The following is a 21,832-nucleotide window of genomic DNA, read 5'->3' on the forward strand; positions in this document are numbered from 1 at the left end:
TTCACGCCTCGCTCTCGAAGGAGGCGAGGTACGCCGCATACTCGCCACGCTGTCGCTCGAGCCCGGTGTGAGGTTCGGCGTAGACGCCGTCGAAGACCGCGAGCGGCGGACGGGTGACCATTCCGAGGCACGCAGCCCGCATCTCCTTCGCGACCGCGTCCGCGGCGGCCTGTGTCTCGGCCACGTGCTCGTCCGTGAGCTCGCCGCTCGCCCGCAGGTGTGTCTCCAGCCGTGCGATCGGGTCGCGGCGACGCCAGGACTCGAGCTCCTCCGCGTCGCGGTACCGCGTCGGATCGTCGGCCGTCGTGTGCGGTCCCATGCGATAGGTCACCGCTTCGATGTACGCGGGCCCCTTGCCGGAGCGTGCGTGCTGCAGCGCCCATCGCATGGCGGCCATGCAGGCGAGCACGTCGTTGCCGTCCACACGGAGGCTCGGAATACCGAAACCCGGAGCCCGGCCCGCGATCGGGTACTGCGACTGCACGGCGACCGGCTCGGAGATCGCCCAATGGTTGTTCTGGCACACGAAGACCACGGGCGCCTGGTACGACGCCGCGAAGATCATCGCCTCGTTGACGTCGCCCTGACTGGTCGCTCCGTCACCGAAATACGTCACCGCGACCTCGTCGGCACCGTCGCGCTGAATGCCGAGCGCGTACCCCACCGCATGCAGCGTCTGTGCGCCGATGATGATCTGCAGAGGGGCGACCCCCAGCGCCGCGGGGTCGTAGGCGGCACCCTCTTCTCCGCGCCACATGCGCACGTAGTCGCCCGGCTGAGCGCCGCGGGCGTAGATGACGCCGGTCTCGCGGTAGCTGGGGAACACGTAGTCCTCGGGAGCGAGTGCCCGTGCCGTACCGATCTGCGTCGCCTCCTGACCCTGACATGGCGCCCAGAGTCCCAGCTGGCCCTGCCGCTGAAGTGCGACACCCTCGGCATCGATACGACGGAGGATGATCATGTCGCGGAGCAGGGAGCGCAGTTGCGCGGCATCGACGTCCGCGACCAGAGGGTCCAGACGGGGGTTCGGGACGCGGTGTCCGTCCGGGTCCAGTATCCGCTCCGAGAGCTCGAGATCCTGGGCGGTGTCTGCGATGGGGGTGATCTGCGGTGACATCGTCGTCCTCCTCGTCGGCGGCCCTCGTGAGGCTCCGCGCGCTGATGCCGGCGTCATCACCGACATGCTCTGAGGGTACGTCTGCTGAACACCTCGCTCAAGCATTCTCGTGGTGCTTGAGCATGTTGCTCAATTTGACGCGAAGGCCCCCTGCTAAGGTTTGGCACTATGCCAGGAATGGACCGCATCGATCTCGAGCTTCTCGCTGCCCTTGCCGACGATCCGAGGATCACCATCGTCGCCCTGGCGGAGAATCTCGGACTTTCCCGCAATACGATCCAGGCGCGGATGGCGCGCCTCGAGCAGAGCGGAATCTTCCTCTCCTACGAGCGGTCCTTCTCACCGGACGTCCTGGGTTTCCCCCTGCAGGCGTTCGTGAGCATCGGAGTCCGCCAGACCGAACTGCCACGCATCATCAACGAGCTCGCTCGGATTCCCGAAGTCGTGCAGGCACACGGTCTGAGCGGCTCGATCGACCTGCTCGCTCGTGTCGCGTGCAGGGACGCACGTCACCTCTTCGACACCGACGCCCGCATCCTCTCGATCGAAGGCGTCGAACGCACCGAGACCTCGCTGGCGATGGGTGAGGTCATCCCGTTCCGCGTCGCAGGCCTCATCGGCCTCGCGCGACGGGAATCCTGAGAAACTGCCGCACAGCGCCCGCGGCCTCGGCCGGCGTCTCGTAATGGATGAGATGCCCCACGTCGGCGATCTCCACGAGTTTCGCGTCGGGGAACAGTGTCGCGAGCTTTCGTTCCGCCTCGATCGGGGTGATGTCGTCACGCTGTGCAGCGACGAGCAGGGTCGGAACATCGATCTCGGGAGCGAACTCCCGGACGTCGTGCGAGACACTCGCGACGAAGGCGTCGCGGAGCACATCTCGGTCCGAGAATCGCGAGAAGTACGTGTCGTGCTGGTCGTGGATGAAGCGTCGGAGTTCGGGATCCCTGGTCTTCGCCATCGTGACGCTCATCACGCGGACGATGACGCGGTTGCGCAGCAGAGCGGTGCCGAGTCTCTCCGGAAGACGGGCACCGAGCGCGTAGTACAAGACGGCCAAGCGAGTCATGACGCCCTTCGGCCCTTCCAGCGCCGGAGCGCCGATCGGGTTCAGCAGGATCAGTCGCGGAGTCCGCAGCCCTCGAGCGACCGCCGCCGAGGTCACCATCGACCCGAAGGAGTGGCCCAGGATGACGGCGCCGGGAGCGACTTCCATCGCGAAGTCGCTGAGCCAGCCGGCGTACTCGTCCAGGTCGTGCCGGCGCCCGGGCAGGGGTGCTGATTCCCCGAACCCCGGAAGATCCGGCGCGATCACACGCACTTCGGGGAGGTAGGCCAGCACGGGCTCGAGGCCATGATGATCGCCGCGGAAGCCGTGCACCGCGATGACCGTCGTCTCGGCCTTCTCCGGGCCGTACACCCAATACGCCGTGGTCGCTCCCCGCACCTCGACCTCATGGCGCTGCACGGGAAGGCGGTGGAGGCGGTCCGCATAGGGGGAAGGCACGGTCATGCTCCGAGTCTACGAGTCGCCGTGCGCCTCCCCCTGGATGTCCGCGGCCGCGCATAGCGTGAAGGCATGCCATCCGGTCCCCCACTTCCTGCGTGGCTCACCCGCGTCGGGGTGTTCGACCTGGAGACGACTGGCGTCGATGTCGAGTCGGACCGAGTGGTCACCGCGTACGTCGGCGTCCTCGATGCCGCTGGACGCCAGATCGCTGCACGCTCGTGGCTCGCGGATCCGGGAGTACCGATCCCGGAGGGCGCCACGGCGGTGCACGGCATCACCACGGAGTATGCCCGAGGGCGCGGGCGATCGTCCCGGGAAGTCGTCGCAGAGGTCACGGCGGCCCTGCGTTCACTGCTGGAGCAGAACGTACCCGTGGTCGCCTACAACGCCGCGTACGACTTCTCTCTCCTGGCGCATGAGGCGGCCAGACACGGAATCGTCCCGCTGACCGATCCCTCCCCCGTCATCGACCCTCTCGTGATCGACAAGGCGTACGACCGATACCGCCGCGGGCGACGCACACTCGAAGTCGTCGCAGCCCACTACGCGGTCGTGCTCGAAGACGCTCACGAGGCGTCCGCGGATGCGATCGCCGCCGGCCGCGTGGCGCAAGCCCTCGCTCGTCGTTTCACCCTCCCCGCGACCCCGGCGGAGCTGCACACGAATCAGATCGGCTGGGCGCGCTCCCAGGCGGCCAGCCTCACCGAGTACTTCGTGAGCATCGGCCGTCTCGATCCGCAGGAGACGCTCGACGGCGGCTGGCCGGTGCGATCGAGCCGAATCGGTGCGGAGTGACGATGCCGCCAGCCGTGCAGCGGCTTTCGAGCTGGAGTACCGTTCACTGAGCTACGCTCCTGGAAGGCGTCGTCGAGTGGGATCGCGACGCGAAGAACAAGGAGCACCCATGCAGTTCACGTCCACCGACATCGAGCAGGTCGAGTCCACGTGGCAGCAGTTCGTTCCCTCCTCGTCGCTCCAGGATGCGGACCCTCGCCGCTTTCGGTTCGACTGGCGTTCGGAAGAACTGGGGAGCACCTCGCTGGTGAACTACCGGCTCGCGGCGAAGGTGCATTCGAAAGCAGAACCGCTGGACCAGATTCTGGTGTGCCGCGTCGACGCCCCGGATGCGCGTGTCTGGTCCGCGCGCGACACCTTGACCCCAGGAGCGCCGTGGATCTCCGACGGCACCCGAGTGGAGGCGAGGTGGGACCGATCCGCTGACGTCCGGGCCTTCGTGTTCGATCGACCCGCAGCCGAAGCGCGGGCACGGCAGTTGACCGGCGATGACACGCTGAAGCTGCGCACGACGGGACTCGCCCCGCACACAGCCATCGACGCACGGCGCTGGGAGGCGATGTTCGCCTACGTGGACCAAGCACTCGCCCTCTCCGGGTCCGACCCGCTGATCGCCGCCGAGCTCGAACGTCATGCCCTGATGATGACGCTCTCCGCGTTTCCCAACACCTTCACCGAGGCGATGCGCCGCCCGGCCCAGCGTGCGGGAGCGCCCGTGGCGGTCCGCCGGGCGCTTGCATACATCGACGAGAACGCGCACCGGCCCATCACCGTTGACGACGTCGCGGCGGCGGCCTACATCTCGACGAGGGGGCTCCAGTACGCGTTCCGTCGCGCTCTCGACATCACACCCACCCAGGCCCTCCGTCGGGCACGACTCGAAGGGGCCCGCAGAGACCTGCAGAGCGGAGAAGGACGCTCCGTCGGCGAAGTCGCCCGCCGCTGGGGCTTCACCCACCCGACCCGTTTCGCCTCGGCGTACCGAGACGCGTTCGGTACACCGCCGTCGCTGACCTCCATGTGACACCGGGCGAAGATTCTGTTCGCATTCCGCGGCGGGTCATTACGCCAGTGCGGTGCGTGCTGCCGTCGTTGACTAGAGTTCGAGTACCCGGATACCCCCATCCGCGGCCACGCCGTCGAGGAGTCGCATGATCCCTGCCCCCCATCCCATCGCGATGATCGTTCGCTGATGGGGAGCCTCTACTACGGCGACGCGCAGACCCCGATCCAGATCGACGATCGCGCCCTCGCACACCTGAAAGTCGTCATCGCCACCAAGCTGCGACGCAATGAGAGCTTCACGCTCTCCTGGCGGCACCCGGAGGGTGACGCTCCCGGACGCTCGACCCTCTGGCTGCACCCGTCGATTCCGCTGCGGTTCGTCTTCCAGGAACCTGAGACTCCCGACCTGAGCCGGAAGTGGATCGAGGATCTCGCGCACTCGGCGAGTTCCAGCGGAGGAATCACCCTCGTCGAGGAGCATCTCGAGAGCAGCCCCGCAGAGTGATGGCATCCGACGAACTCGATCGTCGGATGCCATCCGCATGACTCACACCGCTTCGTCGCCGCTGGAGCTGACGGATCGACGAGTGGTCGGTTCGCCCGTCGCCGGATCGACGAATGTGCGCGAGACCGTCTCCGTCCTGCGCCGCCGCGCGAGCAGCACGATCCCGATGAGGAAGATGACGACGCCGGCGCCCATCAGGATGTAGCCGACCATGTCGAGATCGACCCATTGGACGTCGACGTTCACCGCGAAGACGAGGATCGCTCCGATCACGAAGAGCGCGATTCCGCTGCCGATGCTCATGGTGCCTCCCGTTCTGCGGCGCGGTGCCGCACGTGGGAAGAATGGCGTCTACGGCGAGGTCCGGGGAGGGGCTTGACAGCGACCGCATCGCTCTGCGGCCGCTGTCGGGGTCGGGGCTCAGGCTGCTTCGGGCTTCGGCTGCTGTGCCCAGAGGTCCGGGCCGAACACCTCGTAGGAGATCCGCTCCGACGGCACGCCGCGTGCCAGAAGCGTCGATCGAGACGTGCGCATGAAGTCGAGCGGTCCGCACATGAACACCTCCGCGTCGTCAGGCAGGTCGACGTCGGCGAGGTCCATCCGGCCTGAGCGCGCGGGGTGGAGCGTCGGCGCGGATTCCGCCTCCTCCCGATACCAGTTCTGGGCACGGGCGTCGTCCATCGCCAGCACTTGCCTCCGCAACGATCCGTAGAGCGCATGGCTGGAATGCGAGCGATCGGCATGGAACAGTCGGACCGTGCGCGCCGGGGCACGACGGGAGAGGTCCTCGACGATCGCCGCGACCGGGGTGATGCCGATGCCGGCCGACACGAGGACGAGCGGTCGCTCGGAATCCTCGATGGTGACGTCACCGGCCGGCTGGGACACGTCGATCAACTGTCCCGGATGCGCGTTCTCATGCAACCACGTGGACACCTGGCCTTCCGGGGCGTCTCCGTTCGCGCGCACACGCTTGATCGTCACGCGCAGCGAATCACCACGGGGCCCGGACGAGATCGTGTATTGCCGCGGTTGGCGCGAACCGTCCGGCAGGTCGACGGCGATGGCCACGTACTGTCCGGCCCGGTATGACCCCACGTCTCCTGAGACGGGAGCGAGCACGAGTGAGACGACGTCGGAGGACTCCTCGATCCGCTCCACCACCCGGTGCTTCCTCCAGGGGAACTCCGAGTCGGTGCCGCCGAGCGCATACAGTTTCGCCTCTTCCGCGATCAGGGAGCATCCGAAGAGCCAGTAGACCTCGTCCCACGCCGCTCTCACCTCCGGCGTGACCGCGTCCCCGAGGACTGTTCCGACCGCGTCGAGGAGGTGGCGCCCCACGATCGTGTACTGGCGCGCCTTGACGCCCAGCGATACATGCTTGTGCGCGATGCGACGCATCACGGGGGCGAAGTCGGGTGCCGCAGGGTCGATGAGCTGCACTGCGAAGGCGACGATGGATGCGGCCAGGGCCTTCGGCTGCTCTCCGATCGCCTGATTCGCCCGGTTGAATACGCGGAGCAACTCCGGATGCGCGTCGAACATGGCGCGATAGAAGAGCGTGGTTATCTCGTCTGCGTGCTCGGCGACGACGCTGGCGGTCGCCCGCACGACGTTCTCGGATTCGGCTGTGAGCCTCATGGCTTCCCGCCCCTCGTGGTCATGGTGGTTCCACCATCCCGAGCCCTCGCGCACATCGCATTCCGTTCTACCGGTTTATTTCCGGTCCAACCGGAGGTACGCGACCTCTTCCGCGTCTACTCTCGCCACATGCCCCGCCGCGCACACGATTTTCGCGGGCTGACACAACCCCGTCGGCTCCAGTTGCTCCACGCCATCCAGCAGACGCCGGGATGCTCAGCAGGCGAGCTCGCCTCGCAATGCGGAATTCCCCTCAACACGGTGCGGGATCATCTCCGGGTTCTCGAAGATGAGGGGCTGATCCGCAGTGAGACTCTCGTCCTCGGCAGACGCGGCCGGCCCCCGGTCGTGTTCCACCCCGTCCGCGACGTCGCATCGAGCTCCGTGGCGCGCGCTCGAGTCGAAGGAGCAGTCTCGCGGGGGCGGATGCTGCGGGCGATGTCGCGTGAATCGCCGCTCGGCCTCGAGGCCGATGCGCTGCGTCAGGTCGACGTGCTCTACGAGCACCTCGACGATGCGGGCCTCAACCCCGTCGTCGATGAGACCTCCCTGCGGTTCGACCTCACGCCGTGCAACTATCACGATCTGCTCGACGCGGATCAGGAACTCGTCTGCGGTGTTCACGCTCAGCTGGTGCGTGATGTCCTCCGCCACAGTGACGGCCCGCTCGAGGTCGAACGACTCGAACCGTTCGTGACGAGCCACGCGTGTCAGCTGTTCCTCACAAGAGGCGGCTCCCGGGCAACTGCAGACGAAAAGTAGGGCGGGCGGGACTTGAACCCGCGATCGTTGGGTTATGAGCCCACTGCCTTAACCAGCTTGGCCACCGCCCCGTACCTGACTCAGCCTATCGGTCAGCGCCTTCAGGCCGACGTCGCAGCCTCATGGGTACGCGAGTGGGCGAGGTAGACGGCGGCGTTCGCGATCAGGCCGGACCGCTCATCCTCGTCGAGCGTGCGACGCACCTTCGCGGGAACACCCGCGACCAGCGATCCCGCAGGGATGTCCGCCTCGCCGAGGACCACCGCGCCGCCGGCGATCAGACACCCGGCTCCGATCTTCGCTCCGCTGAGGATCACGGCCCCCATGCCGACGAGCGTGCCGTCTCCGATCGTGCAGCCGTGCACGACCGCGTTGTGGCCGATCGAGACCTGGGCGCCGACGGTCACCCCGTGCTCGGGGTCCACGTGGATCGAGACGTTGTCCTGGACGTTCGAGTCCGATCCGATGCTGATTCCCGCAGAGTCACCTCGAAGCACCGCGTTGTACCAGACGCTGACGCCTGCCGCGAGTGACACATCCCCGACGATGCGGGCACCATCCGCCACGAACGCCGTGTCGTCGATGGACGGTGCGCTGTTCGGCAGGGCGAGGACAGAGGCTCCGGCGGCGATGCTCATGAGGCGAGGCTACCCGAATCACCGCGGAATCACGCGGAAGTGAGCCCAGCCTCAGCTTGGTTGCGGAATGTCTGAGCCCGAGTAGCGTTGTCTACAACAGGTACGAGAAATCCATCCGGAGGAGCACAAGATGAGCAAGGCACAGACCGTTTCCACCACCGCCATCGACCCGACCGTGGCTGCAGGGGCGGCCCAGTTCCTCTCCCCTGTGGTGCTCGGCCTCCAGGCGCTGACCGTCAACGGCAAGCAGGCGCACTGGCACGTCCGAGGCGCCAACTTCGTCGGCGTCCATGAGCTTCTCGACACGGTCGTCGCACACGCGGGCGATTTCGCCGACACCGCCGCGGAGCGGATCGTCGCCCTCGGACTGCCGATCGATGCGCGTGTGAGCGCCGTGGCAGAGAAGGCCGGCGCGACCACCGTCCCCGCGGGCTTCACTCAGTCGGACGAACTGATCCGCGCCGTGATCGCCGACATCGACGCGATCCTGGTCGATGTCAAGGCTGCCGTCGAAGGACTCGACGAGGTCGATCTGACGAGCCAGGATGTCGCGATCGAGATTCAGCGCGGCCTCGAGAAGGACCGCTGGTTCCTCGTCTCGCACATCGCAGCCTGATCGGTCCCGTCTGACCTGAGAAGGGGCGGCTCTCGGTTCTCCGAGGGCCGCCCCTTCTTGCGTTCGTTCCGGGGATCACGCGGTGTGCGTGACGTACCCCGCGAGAAGCGTGGAGAGGACAGGCATCGATCGCAGCAGCTCCCCCGTCGCCGTTCGAGGATCCGCGCCGCACAGGACGATGTCCGCGGGCTCGCCGGGTCGCAGTGACGAGCGGACACTCGCCTCGAGCGCCTGGTCAAGCGTGAGCCGCTCTTCCGGATGCCACGCGGCCCGCTCGTCGTCGGTGCGCGACACCGCGGCGGAGATAGCCTGCCACGGGTCGAGCTCGGCGACCGGTGCGTCCGATCCGAAGCGCAGCCGCGCACCCGCGTCCCGCAGCGATGCGAGCGGGTAGCCGATCGCGGTCTGCTCCGCCCAGTGGCGGTCCACCAGATCGCGATCGTCCACCGCATGCTGCGGCTGGACACTGGCGATCACACCGAGACGGGCGAATCGTGCGAGGTCGGCATGCCGCACGAGTTGCACGTGCTCGATAGATCCGACGGCGCCCGTCGTCGCGAAGGCGTCCAGAGCCGAGGTGATCGCCCTGTCACCGATCGCGTGCACGGCCGCGGCCAGGCCCGCACCGGTCGCGCGGGTCAGCAGGGCGACGAGCTCGTCCGAAGGCACGGTCAGCACACCGAAGTTGCCCGGATCTCCGGGATAGGCGTGCGAGCAGGCGGCAGTTCGTGTGCCCAGCGACCCGTCGGTGATGACCTTCAGCGGTCCGACGTGCACGAGCCCCCTGCCTGCGGCCGGGACATCGGGCATCTCCCGCAGCTCGCCTGTGCGCAGCCCCTCTCCGATGGCCCTGTCGAGGTCGAAGGGGTACACCGCGAACTCGACGCGATGCGAGGCGAAGCCGGCGTGCACACGCCGGGGCCAGGCCTCCGCACTCCACGCCATGTCGAAGTCGACGAGGCCGGTGATGCCGCGCGCCGCGGCTTGCTCGCCTGCCCGCATCATCGCACGGTCGCCATGAGCGGCGTCGACGGCGTTCAGGCGGCGCGAGATCTCGAACGCCTCGGTCTCCCGAAGCACACCGTCGTCGCTCCGGAAGCTCTCGCGAGCAAGAGCAGCGCTGTTCAACCAGACGCTGTGGACGTCGGCGTTGATGAGGTACGTCGGGACGTCCCCGGTCGCGGCATCCAGGAGATCCAGCGATGGACGATCCGACCACAGGGCGTCACGAAAACCGGTGCCGACGCGGCGCCCATCCGGCAGCGGGGCGACACTGCTCATCGCCGCGGCCGCCGAAGCAGCGGAGTCCGCGCGGCCGAGCGTCGCACGTTCGGACGTCAGTGCCCATTGGACGGTGTGGACATGGTTGTCCCAGAGCCCGGGAACCGCCCAGGCACCATCTGCTTCGATGACCTCGCCGCGTGCAGGCAGAGCCCCGGTCGGGGCGATATCGACGATCTGCCCGTCGGCGATGAAGATGTCCACGGGCTCGTCGTCCATCAGGAACTCGCGCCCCGGGCCCGCGATCCGCGCAGCCGTGATGGTGTCGATGGCTGTTCCGCGCTCGGTCACTGCTGTCGTCCTTCTCTGCGCGCATCCTGAGCGCGCCGCATCTCCGCGGCGAGAGCCGGGTTCGAATAGGGGCCGTTGGTCGAGAGGGCCGCGATCACCGTCTCGATCGTCTCCGGCGGTTTGTTCTGGCTGAGCTTCCGCTTGGCGACGACGCGGGTCGGGGTCAACCGGAAGCCGACCGTTCCTGAGGCGAGGCGCTGGACGTAGGCCTGATCGTTCGGGCGTTCCCACATGCGTCGCGGCTCCGGCATCCGGGTTTCGAAGTGCGCGACGAGCTGGTCGAGCACGACGAGGTTCTCCTCGTCGGTCAGGAGCTCGGGCACGCCGGCAAGGTGCACCGCGGTGTAGTTCCACGTCGGCACCGCAGGGACATCGCCGTACCACCCAGGCGAGACATAACCGTGGGGACCTTGGAACACGACGAGCAGTTCGCGCTCCCCCAGTCCGTGGATGAGGTCGTCCGGGCGACCGACATGCCCGACGATGGTGAGGTCGTCGCGTCCCTCGTCCAGAAGCACCGCGTAGTGTGAAGCGACGAGACCGTCGTCCCCGGCACTCATGATCGTCGCCCACGGATTCATCTCGATCACCCGGCGGATCTCGCCCACGTCGGCGAGAGTGAAGCTCGGATTCTGTCGCATGCGATCAGCCTAGAACGGATGCGATGCCACGGAGCCCGGTCACGCCTGACAGCGCGGGCACCAATAGAGCTTCCGGGCGCCGATCTCCTCGAGGGCGATCTCGGTGCCGCAGACGCGACACGGCAGACCGGCGCGGTGGTACACCCAGTGCCGGTCGTCGCGGTTCGCCATCGCCGCACGGTAGTCCGCTCCCGTGAGGCCGTCCATGGTCATCATCTGGCCGGTCTCGACACCGATGGCCAGAAGCCGGACCCAATCGTGCCAGAGCGCCCGCACGACCTCCTCCGGGACATCTCGGCCCGGAGTGTGCGGGTTCAGCCGCTGCCGGTAGAGCATCTCGGCGCGGTAGACGTTGCCGATGCCGCTGACGACGGACTGGTCCATCAGGAGCAGCGCGATGACCGTCGACTTCTTCCTGACCGCGCGGACGAACCGCTCCTCATTCTCGACCGGGTCGCCGACCAGCGGGTCGGGACCGAGCTTGGCGATCGTCGCCAGCATCTCCTCCGGCGTCTGCAGAACACAGGCGGTCGGGCCACGCAGATCGGCGGCGGTGATGTCTGTCATGAGGCGGAGACGAACCTGTCCGACGACCGGCGGCGGCCATTCGAGCCCCTCATCGACGAGGCCCTTCGTCTGCTCCGACATGCGCACGTGCACCCGCGTGCGCCGAGGCGCCCCGATGGATGCGAGGGAGTTCTCACCGGCGTCATCGAGGATCTCCTCGTCGATCACGGTGCCGCGCTGGTTCGTCTGCCCCATCCGCCCATTGGCCGAAGCGATCGTCGGATCGACGAGGATCTCCCCGGCGAAATCCCACGCGCCGTAGAGACCCAGGTGCACTCTCAGCCAGAGGTCACCCTCCGCCTCGAGGAACATCTGCTTGCCGACGGCCTGCACACTCACCGCCGCACGTCCGTCCAGAACGGCGGCTCCCTCGGCGAACCGTCCCTGCGGGCTGGACGCGCTCAGCGTCTTGCCGACGAAGTTGCGATCGAACTGCCGCGCGATCCGGTGGACGGAGTGGCCCTCGGGCATGTCAGGCCCGCGGGTCCGGGAGCAGGGAACCATCGCGCTCGAAGTCGGCGATCTGGCCGATCCTCCGCACGTGACGCTCATCGCCCGAGAACGGCGTCTGGATGAACCGATCGATGAACGACGTCACCTCGTCGAAGGTGTGCTGCCGCGCTCCGATGGAGATGACGTTCGCATCGTTGTGCTCGCGGGCGAGCTCAGCCGTCGAGAGATTCCAGACCAGCGCGGCCCGCACACCCTCGACCTTGTTGGCTGCGATCTGCTCACCGTTCCCCGAACCGCCGAAGACCACACCGAGTGCCTCGACACCGTCGCGCTGGTCGGCGATGACCGCCTGCGCCGCGCGGATGCAGAACGCGGGGTAGTCGTCGACCGCGTCGTACTCGATCGGGCCATGGTCGACCACGTCGTGCCCCGCAGCACGCAGGTGATCCTGCAGCTGCGTGGAGAAGTCGAGTCCCGCGTGGTCGGTGGCGATGTGGATGCGCATGACTCCCATCCTAGAAGCGGCGTCGGTCGAGTCCGAGGTCACGGGGCGATGCCCGCGGCAGCAGGCTTGAACCCCGCGCGGACGTTCTCGCAGCATCCGGGACGGCAGACATCGAAGCCGCCGGGGAGCGACGTGACATGCGCGCGCTCCTCGTTGGGGCGACCCTGAAGACGCTCCTGGACCAGATCGACGATGCCGTCGACGAATGCCGGAGAGACACCGGGGGTCGGGGTGCGAGTGAAGGCAAGTCCGGCTTCTTCCGCTGCCTCGGCCGCCTCGGTGTCGAGGTCCCACAAGACCTCCATGTGGTCGCTCATGAAGCCGACGGGGACGACCGCGACTGCCTTGCGACCGCGGTCGGGCAGCTCGCCGATCACGTCGCAGACATCGGGCTCGAGCCACGGCTGCGAGGCGGGGCCCGAGCGGGACTGGTAGACCAGCTCCCACGAGACATCGGCAGCTGCGGGAACCGTCTGCCGCACGCGATCCATGACCCACGCGGCCACGGCGAGATGCTGAGCCGCATATGCGCCGCCCTCGCCCCAGTCGATGTCTCGCGCTCCGGAGCGCTCGGCGTCGGCCGTCGGGATGCTGTGGGTGGAGAACAGGATCTGGATGTCCGCCGCTGCGATGCCAGCAGCCAGGAGACCCTCCACCGCCTCGCGGACGCCGGTCTCAAAGGCCTCCACGAAGCCGGGGTGATCGTAGAAAGGCCGGATCTTGTCGATCGTCACCGTGTCGCCCAGCCCCGTCTCCTCGAGGATGCGGGCGAAGTCCTCACGGTACTGACGGCAGCTGGAGAACGAGCTGTAGGCGCTGGTGGCGAACGCCAGCAGCGTGTTGTGGCCCTTGCTCGAGGCCTCGGTGACGACCTCTTCGAGATAAGGGGCCCAGTTCCGGTTGCCCCAGTACACGGGGAGCGTGATCCCGCGTTCGGCGAGGGCGTTCTCGAGCGCTTCCTTCAGCACGCGGTTCTGTCCGTTGATGGGACTCACACCGCCGAAGTGCCGGTAATGGTGCGCGACCTCCTCGAGCCGTTCATCCGGAATTCCTCGGCCGCGGGTCACATTCCGGAGGAAGGGGATGACGTCGTCCTGCCCCTCTGGTCCACCGAACCCGGCGAGGAGGATCCCGTCATAAGCCACCGGCGTGGTCACGAAGGGTGCACCGCCGGCGGCAGCAGGCGAGGCAAAGGGGACGACATTCGGCTCGATCGCAGTCACCCCTCCATCCTTTCACTTCGACGGAGCATCGAGGTCCCCACCGCTCCGTTTCTATCCCTCCGTCCTCCCCCTTCGATGCGAGGAGACACCCACCGCACTGGCGTAGGCTGTCAGGGTTGCCGTCGGCGCCAACTGCGCCGACCCCGGTGACATCCCCTCACCCCTGGGAGTAAAGCTGTGCCTGGAGAGAACCTCACCCGCATCGAAGCGCAGGAGCGCCGCGACGTCATCGACACTCAGTTCTATGAAGTCGCCCTCGATCTGACCAAGGGTGCCGAGGTCTTCGGCTCCCGGAGCGTGGTGCGCTTCACCGCGACTCCGGAGAGCTTCACCTTCATCGACCTGATCGCCCGCGACGTGCGCGAGATCTCCCTCAACGGCGAACAGCTCGACCCGAACGAGGTCTTCGCCGACTCTCGCATCGCGCTCAGCGGGCTGCAGGCCGAGAACGTGCTGGTCGTCGACGCCGACTGCCTCTACACGAACACCGGCGAGGGTCTGCACCGATTCGTCGACCCGGTCGACGGGGAGGTCTACCTCTACTCGCAGTTCGAGGTCCCGGACTCGCGTCGTGTGTTCGCCGTGTTCGAGCAGCCCGACCTCAAGGCGACGTTCCAGTTCACCGTGACGGCACCGGCCGCGTGGAAGGTCATCTCCAACTCCCCCACGCCCGAGCCCATCGTGCACGACGACGACACGACGGCGACGTGGGGCTTCGAGCCGACCCCGCGCATCTCCTCGTACATCACGGCGCTCGTGGCCGGGCCCTACGAGTCCACGTTCTCCGAACTCACCAGCGCCTCGGGCCGCGTGATCCCTCTCGGCGTGTACGGCCGCAAGAGCCTGTGGCAGCACCTCGACGCCGACTACATCTTCGACAAGACCCGCGAGGGCTTCGCCTACTACGAGTCGAAGTTCGGCGTCCCGTACCCGTTCGCCAAGTACGACCAGCTCTTCGTCCCCGAGTTCAACGCCGGCGCGATGGAGAATGCGGGAGCCGTCACCTTCACCGAGACCTATGTCTTCCGCAGCAAGGTGACCGACGCCGTCAAGGAGCGCCGCGTCGTCACCATCCTGCATGAGCTCGCGCACATGTGGTTCGGCGACCTCGTCACGATGAAGTGGTGGAACGATCTCTGGCTGAACGAATCGTTCGCCGAGTGGGCATCCACCATCGCCACTGCCGAAGCCACCGAGTGGGCCGAGGCGTGGACGACCTTCAACGCCATGGAGAAGACCTGGGCCTACCGGCAGGACCAGCTTCCCTCGACGCACCCGATCGTCGCCGAGATCAACGACCTGGAAGACGTGCAGGTCAACTTCGACGGCATCACCTATGCCAAGGGCGGATCTGTCCTGAAGCAGCTCGCCGCCTGGGTGGGCATCGAAGCGTTCTTCGCCGGAGTGTCCCAGTACTTCCAGAAGCACTCCTGGGGCAACACCGAGCTGAGCGATCTGCTCTCGGAGCTGGAAGCGACCAGCGGTCGTGACCTGAGCACCTGGTCGAAGAAGTGGCTGGAGACGGCGGGCGTCAACACGCTCGAGCCGGTCATCGCCGAGGACCATGACGGCACGATCTCGCGCTTCGCCATCACCCAGACGGCCCCCGCGGACTACCCGACCATCCGACCGCACCGACTGGGCATCGGCTTCTACACGCTGACCGACGGTGCGCTCACGCGCACGCACTACCTCGAGGTGGATGTCGACGGCGACCGCACCGAGGTGCCGGAGCTGCAGGGAATCGCCCGCCCCGACCTCGTGCTGCTCAACGACGAGGACCTCGCCTACGCGAAGATCCGCCTCGACGAGAAGTCGCTCGCCACCGCGATCGCCCACCTCGCCGACATCCACGATCCGCTCGCCCGCTCCCTGGTGTGGGGCGCCGCGTGGGATCAGACCCGGGATGCGGAGACGGCAGCGTCCGCCTACATCGACCTCGTGCTGGGGAACATCGGCCGGGAGACCGAGTCGACGACCGTGCGCACCACGCTCGCTCAGCTGCGGACGGCCGCCACGCTCTACGTCGCTCCGGCCGAGCGCGAGGCGGCGCGTCTCAAGATCGCCGATGGGCTGTGGAACCTGGCGGAGGCGGCAGAGCCGGGCAGCGACAGCCAGCTGCAGTTCGTGACCGCCTTCGCGAATGCGCTGGTGACCCAGGAGCACGCCGGCATCGTCGGCCGTCTGCGCTCCGGGGAGGACACGCTTCCGGGCCTGGAGATCGACGCCGACCTGAATTGGCAGCTGCTCGTCGGTCTGGCCACCATCGGCGCCACCGACGCGGCGAGCATCGATGCGGCCCTGGCTGCGGACAACACCGCCAAGGGCGGGGAGTTCGCGGCGCAGGCCCGGGCCTCGCTGCCGGACTCGGCTTCCAAGAAGGCCGCGTGGGCTTCGCTCATCGAACGCGACGATGCCCCCAACACGATCGTCCGCTCCGCCGCGCTCGGTTTCACGCACCCTGCCGGTGCCGCTGTGCTCGGCGAGTTCGTCCCCGCCTACTTCGACATGCTGCTTCCCGTCTGGGAGTCGCGCACCTACCAGATCGCCCAGTACTTGATCGTCGGGCTGTTCCCCACCGCTCTCGCCGACGCGGCGCTTCGCGATGCGACGCGCGCGTGGCTGGCTGCCAACCAGGAGGCGGCACCGGCTCTTCGACGCCTGGTCCTGGAGAACCTGGCCGACGTCGAGCGCGCACTCGCCGCACAGGCACGCGACGCGGAGGACTGAGCGCGGCCGCCGGCGTCACCACCGGCCGCCTCTCGAAACGGAGACCATCCACCCCGCCTTCGGTGTGTTCTGCTCGGACACGCCGGAGCGGGTGTGGATGGTCTCCGTTTTGGCACGGCACGTCCGTCCAGCCTGCACAGAGACCCGCTCGCTAGGATCGTGACTGATGATGCTCCCCTTCACGACAACCACTCCCCCCACCCCTGCTGAGCTTCCCGACTGGGTGACGAACCTGCTGACCTGGCTGGGCGCGGCCGGTATGAAGGCACTCACCGTCGCGATCATCATCGCGAGCTGCATCGTGATCGGGCTCATCCTCCGCCTCGTCATCCGACGGGTCGTGCACCGCATCGTCGACAGCGCGAAGAGCAAGGCATCGGTCGACGACACCCAGGCGCTGGAGCGGTCCCCCCTCGCTGATATGCGACTCGTGCAGCGCACGAGGACGCTCGGCACCATCCTGCAGAACATCGTCAACGTGATGCTCGTCGTCATCGCGATCGTGCTCATCGTGAACGCTCTCGACCAGAGCCTGCTCGGTTCTTTGACCCTCCTCACCGCCGCGGTCGGCGCCGGTCTCGGTTTCGGCGCGCAGAACATCGTCAAGGACGTGCTCAACGGCATGTTCCTCGTGGCCGAGGACCAGATCGGCATCGGCGACGTCGTCGACCTCGGGCTCGCGAGCGGCGTCGTCGAATACGTCAGCGTGCGCATCACCCAGGTCCGTGACGTCAACGGCACCCTCTGGTATGTGCGCAACGGCGAGGTCACCCGCATCGGCAACATGTCTCAGGGATGGGCGCGATCGATCATCGACCTCGGGGTCCCGGCCGACTCCGACCTGGAGCAGGTCGAGCACATCATGCTCGAGACCGCACAGGGGCTGGCGAAGGATCCCAAGTGGCGCACGCGCATCATCGAGAAGCCCGAACTCTGGGGCCTGGAGTCGATCGACGGAGATGCTCTCGTCGTCCGCATCGTGATCAAGGCACGCGCCAACGCGAAGGACGACGTGGCGCAGGAGCTGCGTCGCCGTCTGCGCGCCGCGCTCCTCGAGAAGGAGATCAGCGTGCCGCGCATGGTCGATGTCGTGCCGACGGGGCTCGACGGCGCCCGTCGGGTTCGTGGCGCGAATCCTCCCCGGACACGACCGAATGCGGTGACCGGCGTGCCGGTGATCCCTGATCGCGGGATCTGGCGGCGCAAGAAGCCGAACGACGACGGGAGTCCCCAGAAGTGACGTTCTACGACGAGATCGGCGGACACGACACGTTCGCGAAGATCGTGTCGGTCTTCTACCGCGAGGTCGCCCTCGATCCCGTGATGAAGCCGATGTACCCCGAAGAGGACCTCGGGCCCGCCGAGGACCGGCTCCGGATGTTCCTCGAGCAGTACTGGGGCGGCCCGACGACGTATGGCGACACCCGCGGGCACCCCCGGCTCCGTATGCGGCACATGCCCTTCCACATCGATGCGGACGCGCGCGATCGTTGGCTTCGTCACATGCGCACCGCCGTGGACGAGGCGCGGTTGTCGCCTCTGCACGAAGCGACGCTCTGGGACTACCTCGAGCGGGCGGCATATGCCATGGTGAACACATTCGAGCCTTCGGGGATCGGTGCCGCTCCCGGCGGTCGCCCCACGCTCGAGACCCGATCACGTCAGGAATCAACGGAGAACTCATGACGACCAAGCCCCTGTCCACGGATGTCCTGGTGATCGGATGGGGGCTGGCAGGGCTGGTGGCCGCTGCCGAGGCTCTCGACGCCGGCCGACGCGTCATCCTGGTCGACCAAGAGCCGCGGACGAACCTCGGCGGTCAGGCCTGGTGGTCGTTCGGCGGGCTCTTCTTCGTGGACTCCCCCGAGCAGCGCCGGCTCGGCATCAAGGACTCCCTCGAGCTCGCGACGCAGGACTGGTTCGGCAACGCCGGTTTCGACCGGCCGGAAGACGAATGGCCGAAGCGCTGGGCCGAGGCCTATCTGCAGTTCGCCGCCGGCGAGAAGCGCTCCTGGCTGCGCGAGCGCGGCGTCGGCTTCTTCCCGGTCGTCGGCTGGGCGGAACGCGGTGGCTACGGCGCCATCGGACCGGGCAACTCGGTCCCGCGATTCCACATCACCTGGGGCACGGGGCCGGGCATCGTCGCTCCCTTCGCCGCCGCCGTCGAGCAGGGCGAGCGGGAAGGACGCCTGACGGTCCTCCCGCGACACCGGGTCTCCGAGCTCACGGTGACCGATGGCGCGGTCACTGGAGCGCGTGGAAACGTCCTCGCCTCGTCGGGCGCGCAGCGTGGTGCCGTCTCCTCGCGCGAGATCGTCGGCGACTTCGAGATCGCGGCCGGGGCGACCATCGTCTCCTCGGGCGGCATCGGCGGGAACCACAACCTCGTACGTGCAGCGTGGCCGGAACGCCTCGGCACTCCCCCCGAGCACATGCTCACGGGGGTGCCGGCCTATGTCGACGGATCGATGTACAGCGTCAGTGCGGCCGCCGGCGCGCGATTCATCAACGGAGACCGGATGTGGCACTACGTCGAAGGCATCACGAACTGGGATCCGGTGTGGCCGTCTCACGGCATCCGCATCCTGCCGGGGCCGTCGTCGCTCTGGCTGGACGCCACGGGCAAGCGCCTCCCGGTTCCGCTGTTCCCGGGTTTCGACACGTTGGGGACGCTCGCCCACCTCCGGACGACCGGCCACGATCACTCCTGGTTCGTCACCTCGCGGCAGATCGTCGAGAAGGAGTTCGCGCTCTCGGGCAGCGAGCAGAACCCTGACCTCACCGGCAAAGACGTCCAGCTGCTGCTGAAGTCGAGGCTCGCCAAGGGTCCGACCGGACCGGTGCAGTCGTTTCTCGATGAGGGCGAGGACTTCATCGTCGAGAACGACCTCGAGTCGCTGCTCGAGCAGATGCAGCGCCACCCCGGGGGCGAGTTCCTCGACATCGAGAACGTCCGCCGCGAGGTCGTCGCCAGGGACCGTGAGATGGACAATGACTTCACGAAGGATGCACAGATCGGCATGCTTCGTTCGATGCGCAGCTATCGGGGTGACAAGCTGATCCGCACGGCAGCGCCGCATCGTCTGCAGGACCCGAGCGCAGGACCGCTGGTGGCGGTCAAACTCCACGTCCTCACACGCAAGTCGCTCGGCGGCATCAACACCGACCTCGAGGGCCGCGCCCTCGACGCGACCGGCGATCCGATCCCCGGGCTCTACGCCGCGGGCGAGGCGAGTGGTTTCGGCGGCGGCGGTGTTCACGGCTATCGCGCGCTCGAGGGCACCTTCCTCGGAGGATGCCTGTTCTCCGGCAGAACCGCCGGTCGCGCTGCCGCAGCCGCAGGCTGACGCTCGAGAAGACGAGGTGTCAGCGCGACGGGAACCGCGCGGCGCCCATGCGGCGGGTTCTCCCCCAGGCTAGAGGGCAGAGCCGGTCGTACGCACGCTCGTCAGTCCCGTGGCCACGGGACCGCGCACCAGCACGTGACCGCGGCGGAACGTCAGACGCGTCCACCTGCCGGATCGCGCAACGCGGACCTGCTCCTCGCCCGAGATGAAGCCCATCGCATCCGCGGCGAACGCCACGCCGCGGGGCAGCCCTCCGAGTTCTTCATCCGGCTCACCCCAGATCGCGGCGCGGAGTGCACGGACCGCTTCCTCACCCGAGCCGGGTCCCGCGCCTCGCGCGACGGCCGAGATACCCCATTGCGCGCGCTGCGCGATCACGGATGCGACCAGCGTCGTCTCGGGCGCCCAGGCGCTCCGAGGCGGCGCGACACCTGCCCATGCCGGGGCGAGACCCGTTTCGGGGAGAGTCAGGCGGTGGGCCTCGTCCGTCTTCGAAAGCTGATCGACGACGACATCGCATTCGAGTTCGGGGTCGGCATGCACGATGCGCATCGCGAGGATGGTCGGCGTCTGATCGAACAGCGTCTGCGGCGCGAGCACGGCGGTGGTCAGCGCGAGCACCCCGTTCGCCGCCTGTAGTCGCACACCGTCGTCCGTGATCCTGGTCGCTCGACCGACGAAGGTCAGAACGTCCTTCGCGGTCTCGGGGTCGGCGAGGAGGAGGTGATGCGGCACGCGTTCTAAACTACCAACGGTGCGGCATGCGGGGTCGCGGAGAGGAACACATGAGCGCGGAGCAGCACGCCATCCAGACCGTCGAGCGACTTCTCGAGGTCCTCGATCTCGACGCGGCTCAGGCCCGCACGACGGAGGACATCTTCACCGGTTCCTCGCACCCGATGCCGAGTGGCCGCATCTACGGCGGCCAGGTGCTCGCCCAGGCTCTGCTCGCGGCGGAGAGGACGCTCCCGGAGGACCGCGCGGTGCACTCGATGCACGGGTACTTCCTGCGCCCAGGAGACGCGAGCCAGGGAATCACGATCGCCGTCGATCGGATCCACGACGGCCGATCATTCTCGACGCGGCGGACACAGGCCTACCAGAACGGTGTGCCGATCTTCTCGATGATCGCCTCGTTCCAGGATGCCGATCCCGGCGTGGAGCATGCCCAGCCGATGCCGGCGGGAATTCCCGATCCGGACGACCTCACCCCGGATGAGGAGCGTGTGCACGGCCTGCCAGAAGGCACGACGCGGATGCTCAGCGAACGGGCTGCCGATGTGCGACACGTCGACTCTCCGATGTATCTGCCCAGCGACGATGCGCACGTACCGCGCCAGGCTGTGTGGATGCGACTGCGTGCGCCGCTCCCCGACGACCAGCGCCTGCACAGGGCGGCTCTCGCCTACCTGAGCGACATGACGATCCAGGAGTCGATCCTCCGGGCGCACGGCGTCTACTGGGCGCTCCCCGGCTTGAAGGTCGCGAGCCTCGACCATGCGATGTGGTGGCATCGACCCGCGCGCGTGGATGAGTGGCTGCTCTACGTCCAGGAGTCGCCGAATGCGCGCGGAGGTCGAGGCCTCGCCACCGGGCGCATCTACACGCGCGACGGCGCGCTGGTCGCGAGTGTCGCCCAGGAGATCATGATCCGCGTCCCCGAAGAGGCGCGCTAGGGACGGACGTTCATCGCGTCGTCGGCTGTAAACGCCAGATCAGCGGTGGCTGTACTCGATCGAGTCACCCACGTACGGCTCCCACGCATCGCGCATCTCCTGCGTGAGCCGGGTGGGACGCCCGGTCTTAGCATCGACCAACACGATGATCGCGGTGGACCGAGCGTAGATCTGTCGCGGCTCGGCAGCCGGATCGTTGTGCACCTCGTAGCAGACTTCGACGCTCGAGCCGCCGAGCTTGCCGAACCACATCTGCACCTCGAGAGGACGTCGCTGATAGGGCACGGGTGCGAGGTACTCGATCTCCTGGCGCGCGATGAGGGTCAGGATGCCCTCGTCGATACCGGAGTCGAGCACCGCCGTCGACGGCGCCTCCTCGCCGGGGCCGGCACGCCAGAAGGCTCTGACTCGAGCCTCCTCGAGCAGTTTCAGCATCGACGTGTTGTTGACGTGATTGAACGCATCCAGGTCACCCCAGCGGAGGTGGATCGGGATGTGCAGACGCGGCCCCGGCGAAGCGGACATCGCG

Annotated in this window: 23 protein-coding genes, 1 tRNA gene and 1 pseudogene; 12 read left to right on the top strand and 13 right to left on the bottom strand. The window is 67.5% G+C overall.

Going from position 1 to position 21,832, the window contains the following annotated elements; genetic code table 11:
* Window position 1 precedes the first annotated feature (1 nt).
* On the bottom strand, window positions 2-1,117 hold the full coding sequence (gene pdhA / locus ACWGO6_RS00965) for a pyruvate dehydrogenase (acetyl-transferring) E1 component subunit alpha (protein ID WP_452325623.1): 1,116 nt from the start codon (window positions 1,115-1,117) through the stop codon (window positions 2-4).
* Between the two features lie 168 nt (window positions 1,118-1,285).
* On the opposite strand from pdhA, the gene ACWGO6_RS00970 reads away from it, so the two are divergent.
* A complete protein-coding gene (locus ACWGO6_RS00970; protein WP_136043883.1) occupies window positions 1,286-1,759 on the top strand; it encodes an Lrp/AsnC family transcriptional regulator in 474 nt (157 codons plus the stop codon).
* On the opposite strand, the gene ACWGO6_RS00975 is transcribed toward ACWGO6_RS00970, so the two are convergent.
* Entirely contained in the window at window positions 1,731-2,630 is a 900-nt protein-coding gene (locus ACWGO6_RS00975) for an alpha/beta fold hydrolase (RefSeq protein WP_452325624.1), read from the bottom strand. The genes ACWGO6_RS00970 and ACWGO6_RS00975 overlap by 29 nt on opposite strands.
* A gap of 66 nt (window positions 2,631-2,696) precedes the next feature.
* Here ACWGO6_RS00975 and ACWGO6_RS00980 point away from each other — a divergent pair, with 66 nt between their 5' ends.
* The 3 genes from ACWGO6_RS00980 (at window position 2,697) to ACWGO6_RS00990 (ending at window position 4,932) form a co-directional block, all read left to right on the top strand.
* Complete coding sequence (locus ACWGO6_RS00980; protein ID WP_136043881.1) at window positions 2,697-3,422, top strand: 3'-5' exonuclease; 726 nt, start codon at window positions 2,697-2,699, stop codon at window positions 3,420-3,422.
* Between the two features lie 109 nt (window positions 3,423-3,531).
* Window positions 3,532-4,446, top strand: coding sequence for a helix-turn-helix transcriptional regulator (locus tag ACWGO6_RS00985; RefSeq protein WP_136043880.1), 915 nt, complete (start codon window positions 3,532-3,534; stop codon window positions 4,444-4,446).
* Between the two features lie 168 nt (window positions 4,447-4,614).
* Window positions 4,615-4,932: a DUF7882 family protein gene (locus tag ACWGO6_RS00990; protein WP_136043879.1), complete on the top strand. Its 318-nt coding sequence runs from the start codon at window positions 4,615-4,617 to the stop codon at window positions 4,930-4,932.
* A 42-nt stretch (window positions 4,933-4,974) separates the two neighbouring features.
* Here ACWGO6_RS00990 and ACWGO6_RS00995 read toward each other — a convergent pair whose 3' ends face one another.
* Both ACWGO6_RS00995 and ACWGO6_RS01000 read right to left on the bottom strand, forming a co-directional pair.
* On the bottom strand, window positions 4,975-5,235 hold the full coding sequence (locus ACWGO6_RS00995; RefSeq protein ID WP_136043878.1) for a DUF6458 family protein: 261 nt from the start codon (window positions 5,233-5,235) through the stop codon (window positions 4,975-4,977).
* A gap of 117 nt (window positions 5,236-5,352) precedes the next feature.
* Window positions 5,353-6,573, bottom strand: a complete 1,221-nt coding sequence (locus tag ACWGO6_RS01000) for a globin domain-containing protein (protein ID WP_136043877.1) — start codon at window positions 6,571-6,573, stop codon at window positions 5,353-5,355.
* 129 nt (window positions 6,574-6,702) lie between these two features.
* Between ACWGO6_RS01000 and ACWGO6_RS01005 the strand changes: the two are divergent.
* Window positions 6,703-6,870, top strand: a pseudogene (locus ACWGO6_RS01005) (winged helix-turn-helix domain-containing protein); the annotation flags it as partial.
* A 141-nt stretch (window positions 6,871-7,011) separates the two neighbouring features.
* Window positions 7,012-7,335 (top strand): hypothetical protein, encoded by a 324-nt coding sequence (locus ACWGO6_RS01010; RefSeq protein WP_452326114.1) that lies wholly within the window; start codon window positions 7,012-7,014, stop codon window positions 7,333-7,335.
* Here the strand turns inward: ACWGO6_RS01010 and ACWGO6_RS01015 are convergent.
* Window positions 7,333-7,406: transfer RNA gene (locus ACWGO6_RS01015), tRNA-Ile, on the bottom strand. The genes ACWGO6_RS01010 and ACWGO6_RS01015 overlap by 3 nt on opposite strands.
* A gap of 30 nt (window positions 7,407-7,436) precedes the next feature.
* Entirely contained in the window at window positions 7,437-7,973 is a 537-nt protein-coding gene (locus ACWGO6_RS01020; protein ID WP_452325625.1) for a gamma carbonic anhydrase family protein, read from the bottom strand.
* Window positions 7,974-8,103: 130 nt separating this feature from the next.
* Here ACWGO6_RS01020 and ACWGO6_RS01025 point away from each other — a divergent pair, with 130 nt between their 5' ends.
* Window positions 8,104-8,589: a Dps family protein gene (locus tag ACWGO6_RS01025; RefSeq protein WP_136043874.1), complete on the top strand. Its 486-nt coding sequence runs from the start codon at window positions 8,104-8,106 to the stop codon at window positions 8,587-8,589.
* 75 nt (window positions 8,590-8,664) lie between these two features.
* Here the strand turns inward: ACWGO6_RS01025 and ACWGO6_RS01030 are convergent, their stop codons facing one another.
* The 5 genes from ACWGO6_RS01030 to ACWGO6_RS01050 are packed head-to-tail and all read right to left on the bottom strand — an operon-like array spanning window position 8,665 to window position 13,550.
* Window positions 8,665-10,161 (bottom strand): amidohydrolase, encoded by a 1,497-nt coding sequence (locus ACWGO6_RS01030; RefSeq protein WP_452325626.1) that lies wholly within the window; start codon window positions 10,159-10,161, stop codon window positions 8,665-8,667.
* On the bottom strand, window positions 10,158-10,802 hold the full coding sequence (locus ACWGO6_RS01035; protein WP_452325627.1) for an FMN-binding negative transcriptional regulator: 645 nt from the start codon (window positions 10,800-10,802) through the stop codon (window positions 10,158-10,160). Before ACWGO6_RS01035 ends, ACWGO6_RS01030 begins: the two co-directional genes overlap by 4 nt.
* Before the next feature lie 39 nt (window positions 10,803-10,841).
* Complete coding sequence (locus ACWGO6_RS01040) at window positions 10,842-11,840, bottom strand: Fpg/Nei family DNA glycosylase (RefSeq protein WP_136043871.1); 999 nt, start codon at window positions 11,838-11,840, stop codon at window positions 10,842-10,844.
* Between the two features lies 1 nt (window position 11,841).
* Entirely contained in the window at window positions 11,842-12,327 is a 486-nt protein-coding gene (locus ACWGO6_RS01045) for a ribose-5-phosphate isomerase (RefSeq protein ID WP_452325628.1), read from the bottom strand.
* 38 nt (window positions 12,328-12,365) lie between these two features.
* Window positions 12,366-13,550 carry a ferrochelatase gene (locus tag ACWGO6_RS01050; RefSeq protein ID WP_452325629.1) on the bottom strand — a complete coding sequence of 395 codons (1,185 nt, stop codon included), beginning with the start codon at window positions 13,548-13,550 and terminating at the stop codon, window positions 12,366-12,368.
* A gap of 177 nt (window positions 13,551-13,727) precedes the next feature.
* Between ACWGO6_RS01050 and pepN the strand changes: the two genes are divergently transcribed.
* From pepN to ACWGO6_RS01070, 4 genes are all read left to right on the top strand, one after another.
* On the top strand, window positions 13,728-16,280 hold the full coding sequence (pepN, locus tag ACWGO6_RS01055; protein ID WP_452325630.1) for an aminopeptidase N: 2,553 nt from the start codon (window positions 13,728-13,730) through the stop codon (window positions 16,278-16,280).
* Between the two features lie 166 nt (window positions 16,281-16,446).
* Entirely contained in the window at window positions 16,447-17,520 is a 1,074-nt protein-coding gene (locus tag ACWGO6_RS01060; RefSeq protein WP_136043867.1) for a mechanosensitive ion channel family protein, read from the top strand.
* Complete coding sequence (locus tag ACWGO6_RS01065; protein WP_376105737.1) at window positions 17,517-17,966, top strand: globin; 450 nt, start codon at window positions 17,517-17,519, stop codon at window positions 17,964-17,966. The genes ACWGO6_RS01060 and ACWGO6_RS01065 overlap by 4 nt, the downstream gene beginning before the upstream one ends.
* Window positions 17,963-19,627: an FAD-binding dehydrogenase gene (locus ACWGO6_RS01070; RefSeq protein WP_452325631.1), complete on the top strand. Its 1,665-nt coding sequence runs from the start codon at window positions 17,963-17,965 to the stop codon at window positions 19,625-19,627. Before ACWGO6_RS01065 ends, ACWGO6_RS01070 begins: the two co-directional genes overlap by 4 nt.
* Before the next feature lie 69 nt (window positions 19,628-19,696).
* On the opposite strand, the gene ACWGO6_RS01075 is transcribed toward ACWGO6_RS01070, so the two are convergent.
* On the bottom strand, window positions 19,697-20,362 hold the full coding sequence (locus ACWGO6_RS01075; RefSeq protein ID WP_136043864.1) for a hypothetical protein: 666 nt from the start codon (window positions 20,360-20,362) through the stop codon (window positions 19,697-19,699).
* Between the two features lie 50 nt (window positions 20,363-20,412).
* Here ACWGO6_RS01075 and ACWGO6_RS01080 point away from each other — a divergent pair, with 50 nt between their 5' ends.
* Window positions 20,413-21,303, top strand: a complete 891-nt coding sequence (locus tag ACWGO6_RS01080; RefSeq protein ID WP_452325632.1) for an acyl-CoA thioesterase — start codon at window positions 20,413-20,415, stop codon at window positions 21,301-21,303.
* Window positions 21,304-21,342: 39 nt separating this feature from the next.
* Here ACWGO6_RS01080 and ACWGO6_RS01085 read toward each other — a convergent pair whose 3' ends face one another.
* Window positions 21,343-21,828: an acyl-CoA thioesterase gene (locus ACWGO6_RS01085; protein WP_452325633.1), complete on the bottom strand. Its 486-nt coding sequence runs from the start codon at window positions 21,826-21,828 to the stop codon at window positions 21,343-21,345.
* Window positions 21,829-21,832: the final 4 nt, after the last annotated feature.

The sequence above is a fragment of the Microbacterium sp. NPDC055665 genome (assembly GCF_053618035.1).

Coding starts and splice junctions, on each gene's coding strand:
- ACWGO6_RS01085 (WP_452325633.1), bottom strand. CDS start 21,828: ATGTCCGCTTCGCCGGGGCCGCGTCTGCACATCCCGATCCACCTCCGC.
- ACWGO6_RS01010 (WP_452326114.1), top strand. CDS start 7,012: ATGTCGCGTGAATCGCCGCTCGGCCTCGAGGCCGATGCGCTGCGTCAG.
- ACWGO6_RS01020 (WP_452325625.1), bottom strand. CDS start 7,973: ATGAGCATCGCCGCCGGAGCCTCTGTCCTCGCCCTGCCGAACAGCGCA.
- pdhA (WP_452325623.1), bottom strand. CDS start 1,117: ATGTCACCGCAGATCACCCCCATCGCAGACACCGCCCAGGATCTCGAG.
- ACWGO6_RS01000 (WP_136043877.1), bottom strand. CDS start 6,573: ATGAGGCTCACAGCCGAATCCGAGAACGTCGTGCGGGCGACCGCCAGC.
- ACWGO6_RS01035 (WP_452325627.1), bottom strand. CDS start 10,802: ATGCGACAGAATCCGAGCTTCACTCTCGCCGACGTGGGCGAGATCCGC.
- ACWGO6_RS01080 (WP_452325632.1), top strand. CDS start 20,413: ATGAGCGCGGAGCAGCACGCCATCCAGACCGTCGAGCGACTTCTCGAG.
- ACWGO6_RS01060 (WP_136043867.1), top strand. CDS start 16,447: ATGATGCTCCCCTTCACGACAACCACTCCCCCCACCCCTGCTGAGCTT.
- ACWGO6_RS01045 (WP_452325628.1), bottom strand. CDS start 12,327: ATGCGCATCCACATCGCCACCGACCACGCGGGACTCGACTTCTCCACG.
- ACWGO6_RS01070 (WP_452325631.1), top strand. CDS start 17,963: ATGACGACCAAGCCCCTGTCCACGGATGTCCTGGTGATCGGATGGGGG.
- ACWGO6_RS01040 (WP_136043871.1), bottom strand. CDS start 11,840: ATGCCCGAGGGCCACTCCGTCCACCGGATCGCGCGGCAGTTCGATCGC.
- ACWGO6_RS00985 (WP_136043880.1), top strand. CDS start 3,532: ATGCAGTTCACGTCCACCGACATCGAGCAGGTCGAGTCCACGTGGCAG.
- ACWGO6_RS01025 (WP_136043874.1), top strand. CDS start 8,104: ATGAGCAAGGCACAGACCGTTTCCACCACCGCCATCGACCCGACCGTG.
- ACWGO6_RS00995 (WP_136043878.1), bottom strand. CDS start 5,235: ATGAGCATCGGCAGCGGAATCGCGCTCTTCGTGATCGGAGCGATCCTC.
- ACWGO6_RS00990 (WP_136043879.1), top strand. CDS start 4,615: ATGGGGAGCCTCTACTACGGCGACGCGCAGACCCCGATCCAGATCGAC.
- ACWGO6_RS00975 (WP_452325624.1), bottom strand. CDS start 2,630: ATGACCGTGCCTTCCCCCTATGCGGACCGCCTCCACCGCCTTCCCGTG.
- ACWGO6_RS00980 (WP_136043881.1), top strand. CDS start 2,697: ATGCCATCCGGTCCCCCACTTCCTGCGTGGCTCACCCGCGTCGGGGTG.
- ACWGO6_RS00970 (WP_136043883.1), top strand. CDS start 1,286: ATGCCAGGAATGGACCGCATCGATCTCGAGCTTCTCGCTGCCCTTGCC.